Annotated in this window: 20 protein-coding genes; all 20 read right to left on the bottom strand. The window is 64.5% G+C overall.

Going from position 1 to position 21,570, the window contains the following annotated elements; translation table 11 throughout:
* Positions 1–5: 5 nt before the first annotated feature.
* Positions 6–572 (bottom strand): guanylate kinase, encoded by a 567-nt coding sequence (gene gmk / locus MHX52_RS00630; protein WP_239315999.1) that lies wholly within the window; start codon positions 570–572, stop codon positions 6–8.
* Between the two features lie 2 nt (positions 573–574).
* Entirely contained in the window at positions 575–895 is a 321-nt protein-coding gene (gene mihF, locus MHX52_RS00625; RefSeq protein ID WP_005294871.1) for an integration host factor, actinobacterial type, read from the bottom strand.
* A 291-nt stretch (positions 896–1,186) separates the two neighbouring features.
* Positions 1,187–2,041, bottom strand: coding sequence for an orotidine-5'-phosphate decarboxylase (pyrF, locus tag MHX52_RS00620; protein ID WP_035003847.1), 855 nt, complete (start codon positions 2,039–2,041; stop codon positions 1,187–1,189).
* Entirely contained in the window at positions 2,038–5,403 is a 3,366-nt protein-coding gene (gene carB / locus MHX52_RS00615) for a carbamoyl-phosphate synthase large subunit (RefSeq protein ID WP_049049948.1), read from the bottom strand. The genes pyrF and carB overlap by 4 nt, the downstream gene beginning before the upstream one ends.
* Positions 5,404–5,466: 63 nt before the next feature.
* Entirely contained in the window at positions 5,467–6,603 is a 1,137-nt protein-coding gene (gene carA / locus MHX52_RS00610) for a glutamine-hydrolyzing carbamoyl-phosphate synthase small subunit (protein ID WP_011273594.1), read from the bottom strand.
* Between the two features lie 67 nt (positions 6,604–6,670).
* The gene (locus MHX52_RS00605) at positions 6,671–8,071 is read right to left on the bottom strand and encodes a dihydroorotase (protein ID WP_370642186.1); all 1,401 of its coding nucleotides are present in this window, start codon (positions 8,069–8,071) and stop codon (positions 6,671–6,673) included.
* A 6-nt stretch (positions 8,072–8,077) separates the two neighbouring features.
* Complete coding sequence (locus MHX52_RS00600; protein WP_011273596.1) at positions 8,078–9,013, bottom strand: aspartate carbamoyltransferase catalytic subunit; 936 nt, start codon at positions 9,011–9,013, stop codon at positions 8,078–8,080.
* 3 nt (positions 9,014–9,016) lie between these two features.
* Positions 9,017–9,604, bottom strand: coding sequence for a bifunctional pyr operon transcriptional regulator/uracil phosphoribosyltransferase PyrR (pyrR, locus tag MHX52_RS00595; RefSeq protein ID WP_035010400.1), 588 nt, complete (start codon positions 9,602–9,604; stop codon positions 9,017–9,019).
* Positions 9,605–9,673: 69 nt separating this feature from the next.
* Complete coding sequence (gene nusB, locus MHX52_RS00590; protein ID WP_239315992.1) at positions 9,674–10,267, bottom strand: transcription antitermination factor NusB; 594 nt, start codon at positions 10,265–10,267, stop codon at positions 9,674–9,676.
* A 21-nt stretch (positions 10,268–10,288) separates the two neighbouring features.
* The gene (gene efp, locus MHX52_RS00585; protein ID WP_034987927.1) at positions 10,289–10,852 is read right to left on the bottom strand and encodes an elongation factor P; all 564 of its coding nucleotides are present in this window, start codon (positions 10,850–10,852) and stop codon (positions 10,289–10,291) included.
* Between the two features lie 77 nt (positions 10,853–10,929).
* Positions 10,930–12,006 (bottom strand): Xaa-Pro peptidase family protein, encoded by a 1,077-nt coding sequence (locus tag MHX52_RS00580; RefSeq protein ID WP_239315990.1) that lies wholly within the window; start codon positions 12,004–12,006, stop codon positions 10,930–10,932.
* A 58-nt stretch (positions 12,007–12,064) separates the two neighbouring features.
* Positions 12,065–12,517, bottom strand: coding sequence for a type II 3-dehydroquinate dehydratase (aroQ, locus tag MHX52_RS00575; RefSeq protein ID WP_239315988.1), 453 nt, complete (start codon positions 12,515–12,517; stop codon positions 12,065–12,067).
* Between the two features lie 46 nt (positions 12,518–12,563).
* Complete coding sequence (gene aroB, locus MHX52_RS00570; RefSeq protein WP_239315987.1) at positions 12,564–13,670, bottom strand: 3-dehydroquinate synthase; 1,107 nt, start codon at positions 13,668–13,670, stop codon at positions 12,564–12,566.
* 57 nt (positions 13,671–13,727) lie between these two features.
* Positions 13,728–14,285 carry a shikimate kinase gene (locus MHX52_RS00565; RefSeq protein ID WP_035003838.1) on the bottom strand — a complete coding sequence of 186 codons (558 nt, stop codon included), beginning with the start codon at positions 14,283–14,285 and terminating at the stop codon, positions 13,728–13,730.
* Complete coding sequence (gene aroC, locus MHX52_RS00560; RefSeq protein ID WP_035004161.1) at positions 14,282–15,541, bottom strand: chorismate synthase; 1,260 nt, start codon at positions 15,539–15,541, stop codon at positions 14,282–14,284. Before aroC ends, MHX52_RS00565 begins: the two co-directional genes overlap by 4 nt.
* Before the next feature lie 54 nt (positions 15,542–15,595).
* A complete protein-coding gene (locus MHX52_RS00555; RefSeq protein ID WP_239315986.1) occupies positions 15,596–16,051 on the bottom strand; it encodes a prepilin peptidase in 456 nt (151 codons plus the stop codon).
* A 101-nt stretch (positions 16,052–16,152) separates the two neighbouring features.
* Positions 16,153–17,037: a shikimate dehydrogenase gene (locus tag MHX52_RS00550; RefSeq protein ID WP_239315985.1), complete on the bottom strand. Its 885-nt coding sequence runs from the start codon at positions 17,035–17,037 to the stop codon at positions 16,153–16,155.
* Positions 17,038–17,098: 61 nt separating this feature from the next.
* A complete protein-coding gene (gene mltG, locus MHX52_RS00545) occupies positions 17,099–18,253 on the bottom strand; it encodes an endolytic transglycosylase MltG (protein ID WP_239315984.1) in 1,155 nt (384 codons plus the stop codon).
* 129 nt (positions 18,254–18,382) lie between these two features.
* Positions 18,383–18,850, bottom strand: coding sequence for a Holliday junction resolvase RuvX (gene ruvX, locus MHX52_RS00540; protein ID WP_239315983.1), 468 nt, complete (start codon positions 18,848–18,850; stop codon positions 18,383–18,385).
* 21 nt (positions 18,851–18,871) lie between these two features.
* Positions 18,872–21,535 (bottom strand): alanine--tRNA ligase, encoded by a 2,664-nt coding sequence (gene alaS, locus MHX52_RS00535; RefSeq protein ID WP_239315982.1) that lies wholly within the window; start codon positions 21,533–21,535, stop codon positions 18,872–18,874.
* Between the last annotated feature and the right edge of the window lie 35 nt (positions 21,536–21,570).

The following is a 21,570-nucleotide window of genomic DNA, read 5'->3' as shown; positions in this document are numbered from 1 at the left end:
CCCGATTAGCGAAGGATCTCGCTGATGGCCGCCACTGCCCGATCCACGTCGTCGTTCACAACCACGTGATCAAACTCGGACTGCGAGGCCATCTCGACCTTCGCGGTCTGCAGGCGGCGCTCTATGATGTCCTGCGTCTCGGTTCCACGACCGGTCAGACGGTCAACCAGTACCTCCCACGACGGCGGAGCCAGGAAGACGGTCTGCACCTGGGGCAGCATCTTCTTGACGTTGCGCGCGCCCTCGAGGTCTACCTCGACGAGTACCGGACGGGATTCAGCCAGCGCCTTTTCGATGGGTTCGCGCGGCGTGCCGGAAAGCTGTAGGCCTCCGTGGATCTCCGCCCATTCGAGCATCTTGTCGGCCGCGATGTTCTGTTCGAACTGCTCGCGGGTGACGTAGATGTAGTCCTCGCCATCGACCTCGCCGGGACGCGGGTCGCGGGTGGTCATGGACACACTGAAAAACAGGTCCGGAACGTCGGTGCGCAGGCGGCGCACGACGGTGGACTTACCCACCGCAGATGGGCCCGCCAGTACGACGATCCGTCCGCTATTCAGGTCCTGGCTCAAGACTATTCCTCGAAACCGAAGTGCTCCAGCAGGGCGCGGCGCTGACGGTCGCCCAGGCCGCGGATGCGACGGGTCTCAGCGATCTCCAGCTGCTCCATGATCTCCTTGGCCTTCACCTTGCCAACCTTCGGCAGGGAAACCAGCAGGGCGGAAACCTTCATCTTGCCCAGGGTCTCGTCGGTCTCGGCGTCCTTCAGGACCTGCTTCAGGTCGGTGCCGCCACGCTTCAGCTTCTCGCGCAGTTCTGCGCGTGCCTTGCGTGCCTCGGCTGCCTTCTTCAGCGCTGCTGCGCGCTGCTCATCGGTCAACTGGGGAAGTGCCACGGGTGCCTCCGTTAAATTTTTCTCGTCTTAAAGGATGGAAAGTTTTTCTGGTCCATAACCAGCATGCTGTAGAGACCAAACGGTATTCCAAGCAACGCTGGATATTAAATCCTCTCGGTGGAAAATGCCAAGCTGACACACCGAGATTCATTTTTCGGATTCATGTTCTCGACTACTGTACACGCTTCGCCCGAACCGCCTATATGTGCAGGCGTGGCGCCACGCGACCAGGTTTCAAACAATGAGTAACAGTGTAACACCTGAATCCATGAAGAACAGCAAAAGCCCCTGCTAGAGCCGTAGAGTTGCCGCCTGCTCGGCCACTGCGTTTCGCAGATCCGCAACCACAGGCCCTGCGCGCAGTACGCCGCGGGAAACGTTGGGCGATACTAGTGACGCCGTCTGGTCTCCCCCGGCGATACGTCGCACATCGTCCATGGTGCCTCCCTGGGCGCCGACTCCCGGCATCAGAACCATGCCGCCCACCTCGTCCAAGCGCGGCGGCTCCGCCAGAGTCGCGCCGACTACTACGCCGAGGTTGCCAGCCCCAGGATGCTGGGAGTTTTCCGCGGCCACGCGGTCCACAATGTACTGGGCCAAGTTCGTGTCTGTGCCGTCGAAGTAGGAGCGTTGCAGACCCCGCGCCTCCGGGTTAGATGTGGCGGCCAGGACGATCACACCTCTGCCGTGCTGCTCACCCAAGTCGATAACAGGGCGCAGGGAGTCGAAGCCCAACCACGGGGATACGGTCACAGCGTCGCTGCACAGCGGAGATTCCGGATCCAACCACGCCCGTGCGTACCCGGCCATGGTCGAGCCAATGTCGCCCCGTTTGGCGTCGGCAATAACCAACACCCCGGCCTTCCGCAGCTCCGCGATCGATCGCTCCAGCACGGTCAAGCCGGCCGAGCCGAACTGCTCGTAGAAGGCCACCTGGGGCTTGACCACACAGGCGACGTCCGCGAAGGCCTCCACGCAGGTCTTGCTGAAGGCCTCCAGTCCTGCCACGTCGGCCTTTAAGCCCCAGTCCTCCAGGATGCCCACGTGCGGATCCATGCCCACACAGAGCTGCCCGTGGTCCTGGGAACGCTCCAGGAACCGCTCGCCGAAGGTTGGGCGGCCTACCGAACTCGCACTCGCGGTCACGAGTGATCGACCTCCTGAATGGCGCGCACGGTCGGCTCGGCGCCCTGCAAGGCCTCGATGCCCTGGACGGCTGCCACGGCTCCCTGGACGGTAGTCACGCACGGCACGCCCATGTTCACCGCAGCAGAGCGGATGTCGTAACCATCGTGACGCGCCCCGGCGGAGCCAGCCGGCGTGTTCAGGATCAGGTCGACGTCGCCGTCCTTGATCCAGTCGCCCACGGTGCGCAGTGGCTCGCCGTTGGTATCAACCAGCGGGGTGTTCTCCGCGGCGGCACGGCGCTCGTCGGAGATCTTGGCCACGACCTCGCACTCCACGCCGTTGCGGCGCAGCATGGCGGCGGTGCCCTGGGTGGCCAGGATCTTAAAGCCCAGCGAGTACAGGCGCTGGATTGGCAGGAGCACCGTGCGCTTGTCGCGGTTGGCCACCGAGACGAAGACGGTGCCCTCGGTCGGCAGGTCGCCGGTGGCTTCCTGGGACTTTGCGAAGGCGGTACCGAAGTCGTCGTCCAGGCCCATGACCTCACCGGTGGACTTCATCTCCGGGCTCAGCAGGGAGTCCAGCACGTGGCCCTCCGGGCTGCGGAAGCGGTTGAAGGGCATAACAGCCTCCTTCACAGCGATCGGGTGGCCCTGCGGCAGGGAGCCGCCGTCGCGGTCGTGCGGCAGGATGCCCTCCTCGATCAGGTCCGGGATGCTGGTGCCCAGCATGATGCGCGCGGCGGCCTTGGACAGCTGCACGCCCGTGGCCTTAGAGACGAAGGGCACGGTACGGGAGGCGCGCGGGTTGGCCTCGATGACGTAGAGGATGTCGTCCTTCAGTGCGAACTGAACATTCATCAGACCCTTCACGCCGATGCCGTGAGCCAGCTTGGCGGTGGCCTTGCGCACCTTGTCGATGTCCTCCGCGCCCAGGGTCATCGGCGGGATCGCACAGGCGGAGTCGCCGGAGTGGATGCCGGCCTCCTCGATGTGCTCCATCACGCCGGCCAGGTACACGTGCTCGCCGTCGCACAGTGCATCCACGTCGATCTCGATTGCGGAGTCCAGGAAGCGGTCCACCAGAACCGGGTGGTCGTTGGTGATCTCAGTGGCTCGCTGGATGTAGTTGGACAGGCTCTCGTCGTCGTAGACGATCTCCATGCCGCGTCCGCCCAGCACGTAGGACGGGCGAACCAGCACCGGGAAGCCGATGCGGGCGGCCACGTCGTGTGCCTCCTCCACGCTAGTGGCGGTGCCGAACTCCGGGGCCGGCAGGGCAGCCTGCTCCAGCACCTTGCCGAACTCGCCACGATCCTCGGCCAGGTTGATGGCCTCCGGGGAGGTGCCAACAACCGGCACGCCAGCGTCCGCCAGACGCTGCGCCAGGCCCAGCGGGGTCTGGCCACCCAGCTGCACGATCACGCCTGCGATCTCGCCGGATTCGGCCTCTGCGTGGTAGACCTCCATGACGTCCTCGAAGGTCAGCGGCTCGAAGTACAGGCGGTCGGCGGTGTCGTAGTCCGTGGAGACAGTCTCCGGGTTGCAGTTGACCATGACGGTCTCATAGCCCACGCGAGACAGCTCCAGGGCGGCGTGCACGCAGGAGTAGTCGAACTCGATGCCCTGGCCAATGCGGTTCGGGCCGGAGCCCAGGATCAGCACCTTCTTCTTGTCCGGCTGCGGGGCAACCTCGGACTCGGCGGCCGGATCCAGCTCGTAGGAGCTGTAGTGGTACGGGGTCTTCGCCTCGAACTCGGCAGCGCAGGTGTCCACGGTCTTGAAGACCGGGCGGATGCCCTGGGCCCAGCGAAGGGCGCGCACGCCGTCCTCGCCCGCCAGCTCCGGACGCAGCGCTGCAATCTGCTTATCCGACAGACCCATGTACTTCGCTTCGCGGAGAAGGTCGACGTCCAAGACTGGGGCGTCAATAAGACGGCTGCGGAACTCCACCAGACCGGCGAGCTCGTGCAGGAACCAGGGGTCAATGCCGGAGGCCGCGTAGACCTCCTCGACGGTGGCGCCGAGGCGCAGGGCCAGCTCCACGTCGTACATGCGGCCCTCGGTCGGGCGCTTCAGGTCCTCCAGCACGGCCTGCTTGTCGGTGGCGCGCTCGCCGGCGAACTCCTCGTCCGGCACGGTCCAGAATCCGGCCTGCTTGGTCTCCAGGGAACGCATGACCTTGTTCAGGCCCGTGATGTAGTTGCGGCCGACGGCCATGGCCTCGCCGACGGACTTCATGGTGGTGGTCAGCGTGTCGTCGGCACCCGGGAACTTCTCGAAGGCGAAACGCGGGGCCTTGACGATCACGTAGTCCAGGGTCGGCTCGAAGGCGGCTGGGGTGACCTCGGTGATGTCGTTGCGGACCTCATCCAAGGTGTAGCCGATGGCCAGCTTGGCGGCCAGCTTCGCAATCGGGAAGCCGGTGGCCTTGGAGGCCAGGGCCGAAGAGCGGGACACGCGCGGGTTCATCTCGATGGTGATGATGCGCCCGTCCTTCGGGTTCACGGCGAACTGGATGTTACAGCCGCCGGTATCCACGCCGACCTCGCGCAGGATGGCGATGCCCTGGTCGCGCATCACCTGGTACTCGCGGTCGGTCAGGGTCATGCTCGGGGCGACGGTCATGGAGTCGCCGGTGTGCACGCCCAGCGCGTCCACGTTCTCAATGGAGCAGACGATCACGACGTTATCCTTGCCGTCGCGCATCAGCTCTAGCTCGAACTCCTTCCAACCGAGGATGGACTCCTCGATCAGAACGTTGGCCTCCGGGGAGGCAGCCAGGCCACCGCCGGCGATGCGCTCCAGGTCCTTCTCGTTGAAGGCCAGGCCGGAACCCAGGCCACCCATGGTGAACGACGGGCGCACGACGACCGGCAGGCCCAGCTCGGCGACCGTCTCGTGAACCTCGTCCATGTTGTGGCACACGCGGGAGCGGGCGGAATCGCCGCCGATCTTCGCCACGATGTCCTTGAACTTCTGGCGATCCTCACCGCGCTCGATGGCGTCGATGTCCGCGCCGATCAGCTCCACGCCGTACTTGTCGAGGATCCCCAGGCGATCAAGCTGGATCGCAGCGTTCAGTGCGGTCTGGCCGCCCAGAGTCGCCAGGACCGCGTCGACCTTGTGGCCGGCGGCCTGCTGCTCCTGGAAGATCTTCTCGATGTACTTCGGGGCGATCGGTTCGATGTAGGTGTTATCGGCAAACTCCGGGTCGGTCATGATGGTCGCCGGGTTGGAGTTGATCAGCGTAACGCGCAGGCCTTCTTCCTTCAGGACTCGGCAGGCCTGAGTACCGGAGTAGTCGAACTCGCAGGCCTGGCCGATGACGATCGGGCCGGAGCCGATGACGAGTACGTGGTTGATGTCTTCGCGACGTGGCATTGGTTTTCCCTTTAATTCGGTGTTACTAGCTTTTGCTTGGCTCTGTTGCTTTGCTCTGTTGCGTTAGCTGTTCTTCTCGAGATTCGCGAAGAACTTATCGAACAGCGGGTTTGCGTCGTGCGGGCCGGCTGCCGATTCCGGGTGGTATTGGACGGAGAATGCGCTGCCGTCCAGCAGTGCCACGCCCTCGACCACGTCGTCGTTCAGGCAGGTGTGCGTCACCTGCGCCTCGCCGAACGGGGTGTCGAACTTCTCCAGCGCCTTGCCCTTCAGGGCGAAGCCGTGGTTCTGCGCGGTGATGTCGATCCGGCCGGTCTGGTGATCCAGGACCGGCACGTTGGTGCCACGGTGGCCGAACTTCAGCTTGTAGGTCTCCATGCCCAGCGCACGGCCGAGCAGCTGGTTGCCGAAGCAGATGCCGAAGAAAGGAATCTTGGCCTCCAGGATCTTCTTCAGCTCCTCCACCGTCGCGTCGGCCGTCGCCGGGTCGCCCGGGCCGTTCGAGATGAACACGCCGGTGGCGTTGTACTCGGCCATCAGCTTCTGCACCTCCTCGAAGGTGGTGTTGGAAGGCACGACCACGCTGCGCACGCCGCGCTTGGAGAACTCGCGCGGGGTGTTCGTCTTAATACCCATGTCGTAGGCGATGACGGTGTGCTTGGTCTCCCCTTCCGGCTCCACCACGTACAGCTCGTCGGTGCTGACGTCGGCGGAAAGATCCGCACCCGCCATGGAGGGCTGGGCCTGCACCTGGCTGAGCATATCCTCGTCGGAGGTGAGGGCGTCACCGCTAAAAATGCCTGCCGCGACGGAGCCCTTGTCGCGCAGGTGGCGCACGATCGCACGGGTGTCGACGTTCTGGATGCCAATGATTCCCTGGGCTTCCATCTCGTCGGTCAGGCTGCGGTCGGCGCGCCAGTTGCTCACGGAGCGGGACAGGTCTCGGATAACCAGGCCGGCGACCCAGATCTTGTCGCCGCGGGACTCGGAATCCTCGTCGTTCCAACCCGTGTTGCCGATCTGCGGGGCCGTCGCCACCACGATCTGACGGTGGTAGGAGGGGTCGGTCATGGTCTCCTGGTAGCCGGTCATGGCGGTGGTGAACACCGCCTCGCCCAGGGTGCGGCCCGTCGCGCCGAATGCGCGGCCGCGGAAGATCTTTCCGTCGGCGAGAACCAGTGCTGCTGGCGTGTAGCTCATTGTGCTTGTTTCCTTAACTCTTAGCTGTTGTGTTTGGTTCTTTTTAGTGACGCCCACTCGTGGGTGCTTACTTCACCGCTGAGCCGTTCTTGCAGGTCACCTTGCCTCGCAACAGCGTGGTGGTCACCTTGACCGGCATCTCCATGCCCTCGTACGGGGTGTTGTTGGCCTTGGAGGCCATGTCCTTTCCGTGCGCCGTCCACTTCTGGTTCAGGTCCACCGCGCACAGGTTCGCCGGCTCCCCTACCGCGATCGGGCGTCCGTGGCCGGGCAGCTTGGTGATCTCCGCCGGGCGCTCGGACATGACCTTGGCGACGAAGCGCCAGTCCTCGTCGCCGTCGATGACGAAGATCTTGGCGATCAGCGCCAGCGAGGTCTCGATGCCCAGCATGCCGGGGCGTGCCTGGTCGAACTCGCAGCACTTGTCCTCGGAGCCGTGCGGGGCGTGGTCGGTGGCCACGCAGTCGACGGTGCCGTCGATCAGGGCGGCGCGTAGGGTCTCCACGTCGCGCTGCTCGCGCAGCGGCGGGTTCACGCGGTTCACGCCGTCGTAGGTCTCCAGCCGCGCGTCGGTGAGAAGCAGGTGGTGCGGGGTGACTTCCGCGGAGAGCGGGATGTCCTGATCCTTAGCCCAGCGCAGGAGCTCCACAGTTCCCTCGGTGGAGGCGTGGCAGATGTGCAGGCGGCCACCGTAGTCGCGGGCCATGATGGCATCGCGGGCGACGATGGATTCCTCGGCCACGCGCGGCCAGCCACCCAGCCCCAGGCGGGCGGCGGTCTCGCCCTCGTGGGCCACGGCGCCCTCCGTCAGGCGGGGCTCCTCACAGTGCTGAGCCAGCAGCACGTCCATGCCCTTGGAGTATTCGATGGCGCGGCGCATAAGGCGGGGGTCGTCGACGCACTTGCCGTCGTCGGAGAACATGCGCACCTTCGCATCGGAATCGGCCATCATGCCGAATTCCGTGAGCTCCTTGCCCTCCAGCCCCTTGGAGATCGAGCCGACCGGGTGCACATCGCACAGGTTCGTGTTCTGGCCCTTGAACCACACCATCTCCGCGATGGCGGGGTTGTCGGTGACCGGGGCCGTGTTCGCCATGGTGAACACAGCCGTGAAGCCGCCCTGGGCGGCGGCCGCGGAGCCGGTGGCAATGGTCTCGGTATCCTCGCGGCCCGGCTCGCGCAGGTGAACGTGCATGTCCACCAGGCCAGGCAGCAGCACCTGGCCGTCCAGGTCCAGCACCTCCGCGCCCTGTGGAGCCGAGTCGGCCAGGTCAGCGCCGATCTCGGCGATCACGCCGTCCTGGATCAGCACGTCCTGCTTCTCCCCCTCGCCGTAGAGCAAAACGCCACGCAGCAGCACTGCGTTCTCGGCGCCGGTGGGGTGGCCCGCCAGCTCGCCGGTGGCCGGGTACTCGGAGGTCATCGTCAAAGCTCCTTTATCGAAAGTATTCTTATCCGTCTGTGCCATGTGCGCCTAGCCCTCTTCTCCGACTAGCAGGGTGAACAGCACCGCCATGCGCACGTGCACACCCGCGGTGACCTGGTTCAGCACCACGGTCTGCGGGGCATCCGCAACGTCGTAGTTGATCTCCATGCCGCGCAGCATCGGGCCCGGGTGCATGATGATGGCGCCTTCCTTCATACGCTCCGCGCGGGCCTGGGAAAGGCCGTAGCGGGTGGCGTACTCGCGGTGCGAGGGGAAGAAGCCGCCGTGCATGCGCTCGGCCTGCACACGCAGCATCATCACCACGTCTGCATCGGCGATCTCGCTGTCGAAGTCGTAGCTCACGCGCACGCTGTCCGGTTCCGCACCCCAGTGCTCAATACCCAGCGGCACCAGCGTCGGGGGTGCCACGAACACCACCTCCGCTCCGAGGGTCGTGAGCAGCTGCGCATTCGAGCGGGCCACGCGGGAGTGCAGGATATCCCCGACGATCACTACCTTTTTGCCGCTAATCTCCCCGATGCGGTTGCGCATCGTGGTGGCATCCAAAAGAGCCTGGGTGGGGTGCTGGTTGGAACCGTCACCTGCGTTGATGATGGCCGTATCGTCCAGCCAACCGGCTACCTGGCGAGCCGCGCCGGAGGACGGGTGGCGCATGATGATCGCGTCGGCGCCCACGGCCTTCAGGGTCAGCGCGGTATCACGCAGTGACTCGCCCTTCTTCACCGACGAGCTGGAGGCGGATATGTTGATGACGTCCGCGCTCATCCACTTGCCCGCGGTCTCGAAGGAAGATCGCGTACGAGTGGAGTTCTCGTAGAACAGGGTGAAGATTGTGCGGCCGCGCAGCGTGGGCAGCTTCTTCATCTCGCGGCCTTCGAGGGCCTCGGCGAAGCGGTCGGCCTCGTCCATCAGGCCTAAGATCTCGGACTTGTTCAGATCGGCAATGCTAATCAGGTGCTTCATGGCTTAGTTGCTCCCTTCCCCAGTGCCTGGCCTGCGGGTCAGAACCACGTTGTCTACCCCGTCCAGCTCCGCGAGGTTCACCGTCACGTCCTCGTCGGCGGCAGTCGGAATGTTCTTGCCCACGTAGTCCGCGCGGATCGGCAGCTTGCGGTGACCGCGATCGATCAGCACCGCCACCTGCACGGCATACGGCCGGCCGATGTCCGTGAGTGCATCGAGTGCCGCACGGATGGAACGGCCACTGTAGAGGACGTCGTCGACCAGGACGACGATGGCGTCATCAATCCCCTCCGCGGGAACCTTGGTGGGTTTCAGCGCGCGGTGGGTGGTGTTGCGCAGGTCGTCGCGGTACAGGGTGATGTCCAGGGAACCCTGGAACACCTCTACCCCCGTGAAGTGCTGAATCTTCTCGGCCAGGCGGGCCGCAAGCGGCACTCCCCCCGATGGAATGCCGAGTAGAACTACGCGCCGGGAGTCTTCCCCATCCAGCGCCGTCTTTTCAATGATCTGGTGCGCGATGCGCGCGACAGTACGGGAAACTTGATCCGCGTCGAGTAAGGTGACGCCAGCTTCCCCAGCCGTCGAGTTCATCGTGACCTCCTTTCCCGCCTCTCTGTGCGGTCCGTTAAAGGATGTCTACTTTTGACGACTAGAAGTCTATCACGCTTCACCGGATTCTTTGACGACCCCGTCGAGCAGTCCGTCCAACTCGTCGGACGGCTCGGCCCTCTGAGCGGCGGCCGCGTCGGCGATCTTCATGTCCGCCTGCAGTTGCAGTTCCTTATTGATGCCGTCCAGCACCGCGTGGATGTAGCTGGGCGCCTTGTCGTGGGAGTACTCGCTGGCCAGCTCCACTCCCTCAACCACGGCAACCTGCGGCGGCACGTCGTCGTTGAACTTCAGCTCCCACGCCGCCACCCGCAGCACCGCGCGGTCGACGGCGGGAAGGCGATCCAGCCGCCAATCGCTGGACAGGTGCAGCGCAATGGCCTCGTCGAGTGCGTCCAGGTTCGTCGCCACGCCGGGCACGATCTGCTGGGTGTACTCCGGCACGGGCTTGACCTGGTTCGCGGAATCCTTGGCCAGCGAGATGCGCTCCTCGACGATCTCCACCGGGTCGATGTCACGGAACTCGGCCTCGAACAGGATGTCTACGGCGCGACGGCGCGCCTTGTAGCGCGAGCCGTGGCGCTTGAAGGAAGCGGCCTTAGCCGCCTTAGCAGCGTTGCTATCAGCTGTGCGTTCTTCAGTCATGGGTGAAAAACAGTCGCTGCCTTAGTTGTTTACGCGGGACAGGTACTCGCCGGTGCGGGTGTCTACCTTAACGACGTTGCCGGTCTCGAGGAACAGCGGCACCTGAATCTCGGCGCCGGTCTCCAGGGTGGCGGGCTTGGAGCCGCCGGTGGAGCGGTCGCCCTGCAGGCCCGGGTCGGTGTGCTCGATCTTCAGCTCCACGGATACCGGCAGCTCAGCGAACAGCGGCTCGCCCTCGTGGAAGGAAACCTGGACGCTGGTGTTCTCCAGCAGGAACTTCGCGCCCTCGCCCATCAGGTGCGGGGCCAGCTCGATCTGGTCGTAGGTCTTCTCGTCCATCAGAACGAAGCTGGTGCCGTCGTTGTACAGGTAGGTCATGTCGCGGCGGTCAACGGTAGCGGTCTCCACCTTCACGCCTGCGTTCCAGGTCTTGTCGATGGTCTTGCCGGAGACGACATCCTTGAGCTTCGTGCGCACGAAAGCGGGGCCCTTGCCCGGCTTGACGTGCTGGAATTCGACGATCTGCTGCAGCTTGCCATCAACCTTGAGGACAAGGCCGTTCTTGAAGTCAGCGGTGGTTGCCACGAATGGTCTCCTTATTGAGATTGCGATTGCGAGTATTAAAAAATTTTTGGCTGCTACAGTCTAGCAGCCGGCCAAACCTAAACGACGATGAGTTCCGTCGGCGAGGCGTTGAAGCTACGCGCCCCATCGTTGGTGATTACGTACGTGTTCTCGATGCGCAGGCCCGTCTTGCCGGGGATGTAGATGCCCGGCTCGACCGTTACCGTCATGCCTTCTACTAGCTCTTCTTCGGGATTGACGCCCGCCGCTGCCCGCGGGGCCTCATGCACGTCGAGCCCCACGCCGTGTCCCGTGGAGTGCACGAAGAAGTCCCCATAGCCGGCCTCAGTAATGACGTCGCGGCAGGCTGCGTCCACGTTACGCAGCGCCACACCCGGAGCCAGGATCGCCTCACCGGCCTTCTGGGCGCGGTAGACCACGTCGTAGAGTTCGCGGGACAGCTCGTCGGGCTCGCCCACGCAGACCGTGCGGGTCTGGTCGGAGGCGTAGCCGTCCAGATACACCCCGAAGTCCACGGTCACCAGGCCGGGAACGATTCTGTCGCGGGAGACTCCCGCGTGCGGCTTGGTGGCGTTCAAGCCGCTGGCCAGGATCGTGTCGAAGCTCAGCCCGTCGGCTCCAGCGGTGCGCAGCTGGAACTCCAACTCCGCCGCCGCCTGGATCTCCGTGATGCCCTCGCGGATGCCGTCGTCCTCGATGAAGGAGCGCCACACGCTATCGGCCAGCTCGCCGGCCGCGGCCAGAGCCTCGATCTCCAGCTCGTCCTTCACCAGACGCAGATCCTCCACCACCGAGGAAAGCACCGGCGGGTTGTCCAGCGCCCGTGCCTGCCCGTAGTCCAGGCTGGGCTCCACGGCGAAGCCCTTCCCCGCAAACTCAACGGCGCGGTCAAACAGCTTGCCGCCGATTTCGATGGTCACATCGTCCGGCTCGCCGGTCTCGACGCGGATCTGCGTATCGTAGCGCCCGTCCGTCAGCAGCAGGTGCTGGCCGTCCTCGCGGATCACCAGTAGTGCGTTCGATCCAGAGAAGCCGGTCAGGTAGCGGACATTCTTCAAGTCGCTGATCAGCAAGGCTGCGTGCTCGGAGTCTTGGATCTTTGCGGTGGCCTTGTTGCGGCGGGTGCGGTAGGCGTCAAAAAATTTTTTAGACATGAACTCTCCAACTTCCCTTCAACAGTAACTAGCAGTAACCAGCAGTAACTAGCAGTGACTACTGTGCGAAGAACCGCAGCGCGGCGACGTATCCGTAGATGCCCAGGCCGGCGATCACTCCACTGGCCAGGGGGCTTAGGTAGCTGTGGTGGCGGAACTCCTCTCGCGCGTGCACGTTCGAGATGTGCACCTCCACGAAACCCGCGCCGTCGGCGATCTCTGCCAGTGCGTCGCGCAGCGCGACGGATGTGTGGGTAAAGCCGCCGGGGTTGATGATCACCGCGGCTCCCTCGTCGGCGGCCAGGTGCACGCGATCCAGCAGCTCGCCCTCGTGGTTGGACTGGAAGAAGTCGACCTCGATGCCCAAGGAGGCTGCCTCGCGGGCCAGCAGATCTTCCACGTCGGCCAGCGTGGTGGTGCCGTAGACCTCCGGCTGGCGCTTGCCCAGTCGGTTTAGGTTCGGGCCGTTGATCACGCACACCTTCGGCGCCTGCGGCTGTGCTGCATTCATCGCTGTCTCCTCCTAGTGGATTGTCGCCAGTGGATTGTCGGCCCTTTTATGCTTCCACGCTAGCTGCGTACGCCGCGCGCAGCAGCTCCTCGCTGGGGCCTTCCAGGCGGGTGGGCTTGCCGATCCGCTCGAGCACCACGAAGCGAATCTTGCCGCCCTTGTTCTTCTTGTCGCGCCCCATCGCCGCCAGCAGCTCGTCTAGCTCGGCGCCGTCGTAGCTGGTCGCCAGACCTATCGCGTTAAGGATGTCGCGGTGACGCCGAACGTCTGCCTCGCTCAGCAACCCAGCCGCCTTGGCCAGCTCTGCCTCGAAGATCATGCCCACGGCAACCGCCTGGCCGTGGCGCCAGCGGTAGTCCTCGTGGTGCTCGACCGCGTGGCCGTAGGTGTGGCCGTAGTTGAGGATCTCGCGCAGGCTGGATTCCTTCAGGTCCACCGCCACCACGTCGGCCTTCACCTGGATGGCCCGGGCGATCAGCTCCGGCAGGCTGCCGTGCGGGTTCAGTGCAGCCTGCGGGTCGGCCTCGTAGATGTCCAGGATTTCCGTGTCCGCAATGAAGCCGGCCTTGACGATCTCCGCCGAGCCGGCGACCATCTCGGCCTCCGGCAGGGTCTCCAGGACCTCCAGGTCGACGATGACCGCGCTGGGCTCGTGGAAAGCGCCCACCAGGTTCTTGCCTGCGGGGGTGTTGATGCCGGTCTTGCCGCCGACGGCGGCATCCACCATGGCTAGCAAGGTGGTGGGATAGTGCACGACCTTGATTCCGCGCATCCAGGTGGCGGCGATGAAGCCGGCCAGGTCCGTGGAGGCGCCGCCGCCCAGGCCGATGATGGTATCGGCGCGGGTCAGGCCAACTTGCGCGCAAACATCCCAGCACTCGGCGGCGGACTGGGCCGTCTTCGCCGACTCGGCGTCCTCGATCTGGTGGGTGTGCGCGGCGAACCCAGCTGCGGTCAGCCGCTTGGACAGCTCGTTGGCGCGGTCTGCGAGTGCGGGCTGGTGAATGATCAGGTAGTTGGCAGTGGCTCCCGCGGCCTTCAGGATCTCCTCGGTGGCGAAGTCGATGCCCCGGTCGATGACCACCTCGTAAGGCGACTGGGAGGCCACCTTGATGCGCTGCTGCTGAAAGTCTGCGGACTGTGCGTTGGTCATGGTTGGAGAGGATCCTTATGTGAGTTCTGATTACGGGGCCGGAATATTGGACCCGGACTAAAGGGTCCGGGTTGGGTGGGAAGCATCGCGGTCGTTGAGGCGCTCCAGGCGCACCTCTTCGATGAACATCAGGATGTCGGTGACCACGCGGCGCGGCTCCTTGCCGTCGCAGCGCACCATGAAGTTGGAGACTTCCTCGTAGTACGCAGAGCGCTGCGCAAAGAGCTGTGCGTACTTGCTCCGCGGGTCGGCGACGTTCAGCAGTGGGCGGGTGTTAGAGCCGGACGTGCGCCGTACGCCCTCGTCGATGGAGACGTTGAGGTACACCACCGTGTGGTCGGCGAGCAGGTTCCGGGTGCTTTCGGTCACCACTGCCCCGCCCCCGAGGGAGACGATTCCGTCGGTCTGCAGGGCTTCAGACACCACGATGGCCTCTTGTTCGCGAAAACCCGGCTCCCCGAGCTCGCCCATGATCTGGTTGCAGGTCTTGCCGAGCTTCTCCTCGAGCATGTGGTCGGTGTCCACGAGCTGCAGGTTTAAGGCGTTGGCCAGGCGCTTACCGATGGTTGTCTTGCCGGAGCCCGGCAGCCCCACCAGCACTGCGCGGGGGCTCATCGGATTTCTCCGTCCGCCACTTCCCCGTCGGCCACGTCGCTGGCCTCAGCGGACCAGTCGAGGCGGGTATCTACGTACTCCAGGTAGGACTGCACGTTGCGCTTAGTTTCCTCCACGGAGTCGCCACCGAACTTCTTCAGTACGGCGCGGGCCAGCACCAGGGCGACCATGGTCTCGGCCACCACACCGGCAGCCGGCACGGCGCACACGTCGGAACGCTGATGGATGCCCGTGGCGGCCTCGCCAGTGGCCATATCCACTGTCTTCAGCGCGCGCGGGACTGTGCTGATCGGCTTCATGGCGGCGCGGACGCGCAGCTCCTCGCCGTTGGTCATGCCACCTTCCAGGCCACCGGCACGGTTGCTCAGGCGGTGTACGCCACCGCCTGCAGCCGCCTCCATCTCGTCGTGCGCTTCGGAGCCCCGGCGGCGGGCCTCCTCGAAGCCATCGCCGATCTCCACACCCTTGATCGCCTGAATGCCCATGAGGGCGGCAGCCAGCTGGGCATCCAGTCGCTCGTCACCGGAGACGTGGGAGCCCAGGCCGATCGGCAGGCCCTTAACAACGACCTCGACGATGCCGCCGAGGGTATCGCCGGACTTCTTGGCGGCCTTGATCTCGTCGATCATGGACTCTTCCGCTGCGGAATCAAAGGCGCGCACCGGCGAGGCGTCGATGCCCTCCAGGTCGGAGAATGCCGGGCTCGGCCCCTCGTAAGGCTCCGAGCGGCCGATGCTGATGACGTGCGAGAGGACCTCCACGCCCAGCACCTCGCGCAGCAGCGCGCGGGCAAAAGTTCCAGCGGCCACGCGGGCGGCGGTCTCGCGGGCGGAGGAACGCTCCAGAATCGGACGCGCCTCATCGTGGTCGTACTTCACCATGCCAGAGAAATCAGCGTGACCCGGTCGCGGGCGGGTCAGCTTCGCACCGCGACCGCTGGCCATCTCCTTGGCAACCTCCGGATCAGACTCGTCGATCGGATCTGCGGACATGATCGTCGTCCACTTCGGCCACTCGGTGTTGCCGATCATCACAGCCACCGGGCTGCCGAGGGTCTTGCCGTGGCGAACGCCGCCGACGAAGGTCACTTCGTCGGCTTCGAACTTCATGCGAGCTCCGCGGCCGTAGCCCAGACGGCGGCGAGCCAGCTGATAAGAAACGTCTTCCCGAGTTACCGACAAACCGGCCGGGAGGTTCTCGATCATCGAAATGAGGGCCTGGCCGTGCGATTCACCTGCAGTAGTCCAACGAAGCATAAAGAGCATGATACAGGCCATATGCAGCCTTAGCTTCAATGACGTCCCGGATTATTAACGGAAGATTAATGACGCCACCACCACCGCCCCCGTCGCCACCAACATCGCCGGGCCGTGGGGGCTGGCCCTATCGCGGCCTGCTCTTTGCCCTCCGCGAAGGAAGCAGTGCATCACACCGCTCAATCCCAGCGCGGCCACGGCGCCCAACGGAGCCACAATAGCGGCCAGTGTTCCCGTCGTAAGCGCGAGCTTTGCATCCCCGCCACCCGCCAGCAGCCGAGGGTGCAGCAGCGGAAGCCCGAAGGCCACCGCCCACCAGGCCACCCCGCCGAGTAGAGCCCAGTGGTTTGCGCCCGGTATGGCTAAGGGCACGAGCCCGGCAGCGGGTATGGCGGGAAGAGTCAAATAGTTCGGCAGGCGGGAGGTGCGGGCGTCAATAAGAAAAAGGGCGATAGCCCACGGCAGGAAAGGCAGCAGCGGCCACCAGGAAAGAAGCGAGGTTGCATTCACGCTTCAGAAGGTTAACCAGGCGCGCGGACAGGCCCCCGTGCGCGCGGCTTCGAGAAAGTACGGCCTGTGGAGAGCGGAAAGTTATCCACAGGGGCGAGAAACTAGGCTTGTCCCTTGGCTCGCAGCACGGTATCTAGCATGAGTCCTTCCGGGGCAGGATGGCCCGTGAACAGGCGGAACTGTTCCTCGGCCTGGCCCGCCAACATGCGCAGACCGTCGGCGTGCGGGATCGACTTTGCCTGAGCCGCAGAAAGCAACGGCGTGGGATAAGGGTCGTAAATCACGTCCACGATGCCCGCGGCGGCGCACAGCCCCTCGGCCAAATCCTCGGCGGCGTGGGCTGGGATCGTGGAAATCACGGCGGCGGCATCGGCACAGATCCCAGCGATGTCGGCCTCCTCGAAGCGGGACCAAGAAAAATCCATGCCCAGGGTTTCCACCACGGCCTGCAGGTTCAGGGCGCGCTCGGAGCGAGCCAGCACCGTCACCTCGGTGACCCCGGCGGCCGCCAGTGCTGCAACGGCCGGGCGGGCAGTGCCTCCGTTGCCGACGATCACCGCTTTACCGTCCTGCAGAGCGGAAGTGTCTCCGCCGTAGAGGTGCTCCAGGCAGCGGGTCACACCGTCCACGTCGGTATTGTCGGCCAGCCATTGGCCATCGCCCTGCGGCACCAACGTGTTGGCGGAGCCGATCTCCTGGGCTCGGTTCGTCGCCAAATCCGCCAACTCCAAGGCCGCCTGCTTGCCGGGCATCGTCACGGAGAAGCCGCGGACTTGATCGCCGGACTCGGTCAGCAGGCGGCGAATGTCGCGCGCTTCTCCCGCCTCCACGCGGTAGTAATCCATCTGCAGCCCCAGCGCGCCGTATCCGGCGTTGTGCAGTTGCGGGGACAGCGAGTGTTCGATCGGGCTGCCCAGCACCGCGCAGCGCATGCCGGGCGTCTCCAGGAACTCATCTACCGACAGCACGTGGCCTGCGGCGGACATACTAATTCACCCTTTGCTCTTAGGTTTGCTCTTAGGTTTGCTCTTGATCTTGGCTTAAGTTCTAGCGGTTCGAATCCAGCACACCGTTGCGGCGGGATTCCTCGATTGCCCGCTCGTGCGCGTCAAAGTCGCGGTTGAAGACGGTGCGGCCGTCGCGGTCTACGGTAACGAAGTACAGCCAGTCGCCTTCGGCTGGGTTCTCGATCGCGTGCAGAGCCTGCAGGCCAGGCGAGGAGATCGGGGTGTCCGGCAGCCCCTCCTTGGCATAAGTGTTCCACGGGGTCGGGCGCTTACGATCCTCGTCGGTGGTGGCGACCTCAACCTCGCTCAGGTCGTAGTTCACCGTCGAGTCGAACTCGAGCTTTTGGTTTACGTCCAGGCGGTTCAGGATCACGCGCGCAACCTTGTCGAAGTCGCCCTCCGGAGCCTCGCGCTCCACCAGGGAAGCCGCCACCAGCATGTCATAGGGGCTTAAGCCCACCTTCTCTGCAGAAGACAGCAGTCCGGTGTTCTCGTACTGCTCCTTGGAGGTCTTCAGCAGAGACTTCAGGATCTCCTCCGGACTACTGGTCGGGTCGAATAGGTGCACGCCCGGGGAAATCAGGCCCTCGATGCGCTTCGGGTCATCGCCGCGCGCGTTCACCTTGTCCAAAGCCCAGTCCGCGATCTCCAGCTGTTCCGGCGGGGTCTGGGCCGCGGCCTTCTGCAGGTCTTCGGTAGACACACAGGTGTGCTCGTCCTGGCAGGTCTGCTCGGAAACCAGAGTGAAGATACCCTTGCGGTTATCGCCGTCGACTACCTTCACGTCTTGGAGGGTCAGGCCGTTGGGAATATCGACTACACCCCGGCGGCGGTCATCGCTGGACAGCCACTCCAGAGCCTTGTCGGCAGACATCTGCTCTTGCAGTGGGTAGTAGCCCGCCTGCAGTTCGGGATCCTTGCGCTCCGCGGCTGACATCAGGGCGCGGCGGGAGCCCACCACGTCCTTTTCCACCAGCTGTTCGGCCAGGCTATCCACGGAGTCGCCCGGGCTCACGCGCACCATGACGACGTTGCCGTTGCCCTCCCCCTCGTAATCACGCACGGCCACAACGTCGCGCTGGTACCAGACGTAGGCGCAAGTGCCAACCAACAGAACGACCAGAGCGATAGCCAGCGCGGCCGCCATCTGACGGCGCCGTCTAAACTTCGGCTGCATGTTACGGGTCGATCCCATAGATCCGTGTGGCCTTTCGTACAGGGTTTAGTCTTGAGTGTGCTCTTGGGTTTGCTCTATAACGTCAAATACGAGCTGAGCCCAACGATGTTAAGCGTCGCCGGTCATTTTCTCACGAATTGGTAAATTTTAGGAAAGCGCGCGCCGCCGCGTGTCTAACCACCCCTGCAGAATATGTACTGCTGCTGCTTGGTCGATCTTCTTTCTGCCTTTTTTACTATTGACGCCAGAGGCGTGAAACGCATGCGTAGCGGCCATCGTAGACATTCTTTCGTCCACCATGCGCAGCGGAATATCCGGCAATTCTTCTTTAACTAAGCGGGCAAATTCCTCGGCATTAAGGGTGCTTTGTGTATGGTTCCCGCGCAGTGCGACCGGCAGACCAACTACGATCTCCACCACGAAATTCTCGCGGCAGATCTCTGCCACGCGCTGCACATCCGCGTCGTCTGCGGTGGCCTGGACGGTCTCCACCGGAGTGGCCAGGATGCAGTCCGGGTCCGAGATCGCCACCCCAATGCGCACGGTGCCCACGTCGAGGCCGAGCCTCCGGCCGCGGCCCGGGTCGGTGGCTGGGTCTGGTTTTTCGGTCTGCATCAGCGAAAACTCCCCGGCCGACTATCCGCGCAGCGCGCTCTTGACGGCCTCGATACCGGCGGAGATGCCGGCGGCGTCCGAACCAGAGCCCTGTGCCATGGCCGGCTTACCGCCACCGCGACCGGCAACCTTCTCCCCGAAGGCCTTGACGAGCTCGCCGGCCTTGATGCCCTTGTTCACAGCGGCATCGTTCGCAGCGGCGACGAAAGGAACCTTCTCGCCGTCCACGGAGGCGAAGACCACGACGGCGGGCTCGGAGCCCAGACGGTTCTTCGCATCCATGGCGAGGGTGCGCAGGTCGCCTGCGGCCACGCCTTCCGGCAGCTGCTCGGCCAGTACCTTGACCTCGCCGATAGTTTCGGCCTTCTCCACCAGCTGGCCTACCTGCCCCTGCAGCTGCTGCGCACGCAGCTGCTGGATCTGCTTCTCGGCGGCCTTCAACTTGGCAGTAAGCGCGTCGATGCGCTCCGGCAGTTCCTCGCTCGGGGTCTTCAGGCTGGTCGCCAGGCCGGCCACCAGAGACTTCTCGGTGCTGAGGAAGCGGAAGGAATCCATGCCGGTGTAGGCCTCGATGCGGCGCACGCCGGAGCCGACGGAGGACTCACCGAGCACGGAGATCGGGCCGACCTGGGAGGAGTGCTCCACGTGGATACCGCCACACAGCTCCATGGAGAACGGTCCGCCGATCTCCACGACGCGCACCTCGGAGCCGTAGTTCTCGCCGAACAGAGCCATGGCGCCCATCGCCTTGGCCTCCTCCAGGGAGGTCTCGATGGTGTTCACCTGGTAGTCGCTATCCACGGCGCCGTTGGCGATCTCCTCAATCTGGTTCAGCTGGTGCTCGGTCAGCTGCTCGCCGTAGTTGAAGTCGAAGCGCAGGTAGCCCGGCTTGTTCATGGAGCCCGCCTGGACGGCTGTCGGCCCCAGCACCTCGCGCAGGGCGGCGTGGATCAGGTGCGTGCCGGAGTGCGCCTGGCGTGCCTGGTGGCGCCACACCTTGTCCACCGTGGCCTGCACCTTCTGCCCCACGGCCAGCTCGCCGCCACTGACGGTCACGTGGTGTACCCAGACCTTCTTGCCGACCTTCTGTACGTCCTCCACGCGGGCGGCGCCCGAGGTGGTGGTCATCTCGCCGCGATCGGCCATCTGGCCGCCGGCCTCGGCGTAGAACGGGGTGCGGTCCAGGATCACCTGAGCGGCAGCGCCCTCCGGGACAGTCTCCACCAGCGCGCCGTCGCGGATGATGCCCAGCACGGAGGCCTCGTCAGCCAGGTTCTCGTAGCCGGTGAACACGGTCGGGTGGTTATCCACGAACGGGCGGTAGATCGTCTGATCCACGTGGCCCAGCTTCTTGGCGTTGTTATCGGCCTTTGCACGAGCCTTCTGCTCCGCCATCAGGTCGTGGAAGCCGTCAATGTCCACCTTCAGGCCGGCCTCGGCGGCCATCTCCTGGGTCAGGTCGATCGGGAAGCCGTGGGTGTCGTGCAGGGAGAAAGCAACGTCGCCCGGGACGGTGCCCTCGCCGCGCTCCTTGGCGCCGTGGGCCCAGTTGTCGAACATCTGGGAGCCGGATTCCAGGGTCTTCAGGAAGGACTTCTCCTCGGCCAGAGCCACGGCGCGAATGCGCTCGTAGTTCTCGGCGATTTCTGGGTAGGAGGGCGTCATGGTCTCCCGCACGGTGTCCATGAACTTCTCCAGGGTCTCCCCCGTTGCGCCCAGCAGGCGGGCGGAGCGGATGATGCGGCGCAGCAGGCGGCGCAGAATGTAGCCGCGTCCCTCGTTGCCGGGGGTCACGCCGTCCAACATCAGCATCAGACCGGTGCGGGAGTGGTCGGCGATCACGCGGAAGCGCACATCGTTGGCCTGGTCTGCGCCGTACTTGGCGCCGGTGACCTCCTGGGCCACGTCAATGACGGGGCGCAGCAGGTCGGTCTCGTACACGTTGTCCACGTCCTGCAGGATGCAGGCGACACGCTCGATGCCCAGGCCGGTATCGATGTTCTTCTTCGGCAGCTTGCCGACGATCTCGAAGTTGCCCTTGCCCAGGCCCTCACCGCGCTCGTTCTCCATGAACACGAGGTTCCAGATCTCGATGTAGCGGGTGTCGTCGACGATCGGACCACCCTCCTGGCCGTGCTCCGGGCCGCGGTCGTAGTAGATCTCCGAGCAGGGTCCACACGGGCCGGGAATGCCCATGGACCAGTAGTTATCCTCCATGCCGAGGCGCTGGATCTTGTGCTCGGGTACGCCGATCTTCTTGTTCCAGATCTCCGCCGCCTCATCGTCGTCGGTAAAGACGGTGACCCACAGGCGCTCCGGATCCAGGCCCAGGCCGCCTTCTTCCACCGGGTCGGTCAGCAGCGTCCAAGCGTGCGTGATCGCGCCTTCCTTGAAGTACGCACCAAAGGAGAAGTTGCCCGCCATCTGGAAGAACGTGTTGTGGCGGGTGGTGATGCCGACCTCGTCGATGTCCAGGGTGCGCACGCACTTCTGGATGGAGGTCGCCGTGCCGTTTTCAAACGGTGGGTTCTGCTGGCCCAGGAAGTAGGGCTTGAACGGAACCATGCCGGCGTTCACGAACAGAAGGTTCGGGTCGTCCAGGATCAGCGATGCGCTGGGTACCTCGGTGTGCCCGGCCTTGGTGAAGTGCTCGATGAAGCGCTGGCGGATCTCATGCGTTTGCACGGTGGCTTTACCTCGTAGAGTTCTATGTCGACTGT

Origin of the sequence: Corynebacterium sp. ACRQJ (assembly GCF_022346045.1) — a bacterium.
Lineage (GTDB): Bacteria > Actinomycetota > Actinomycetes > Mycobacteriales > Mycobacteriaceae > Corynebacterium > Corynebacterium evansiae.
This window is presented reverse-complemented; position numbering and strand designations above follow the sequence as displayed.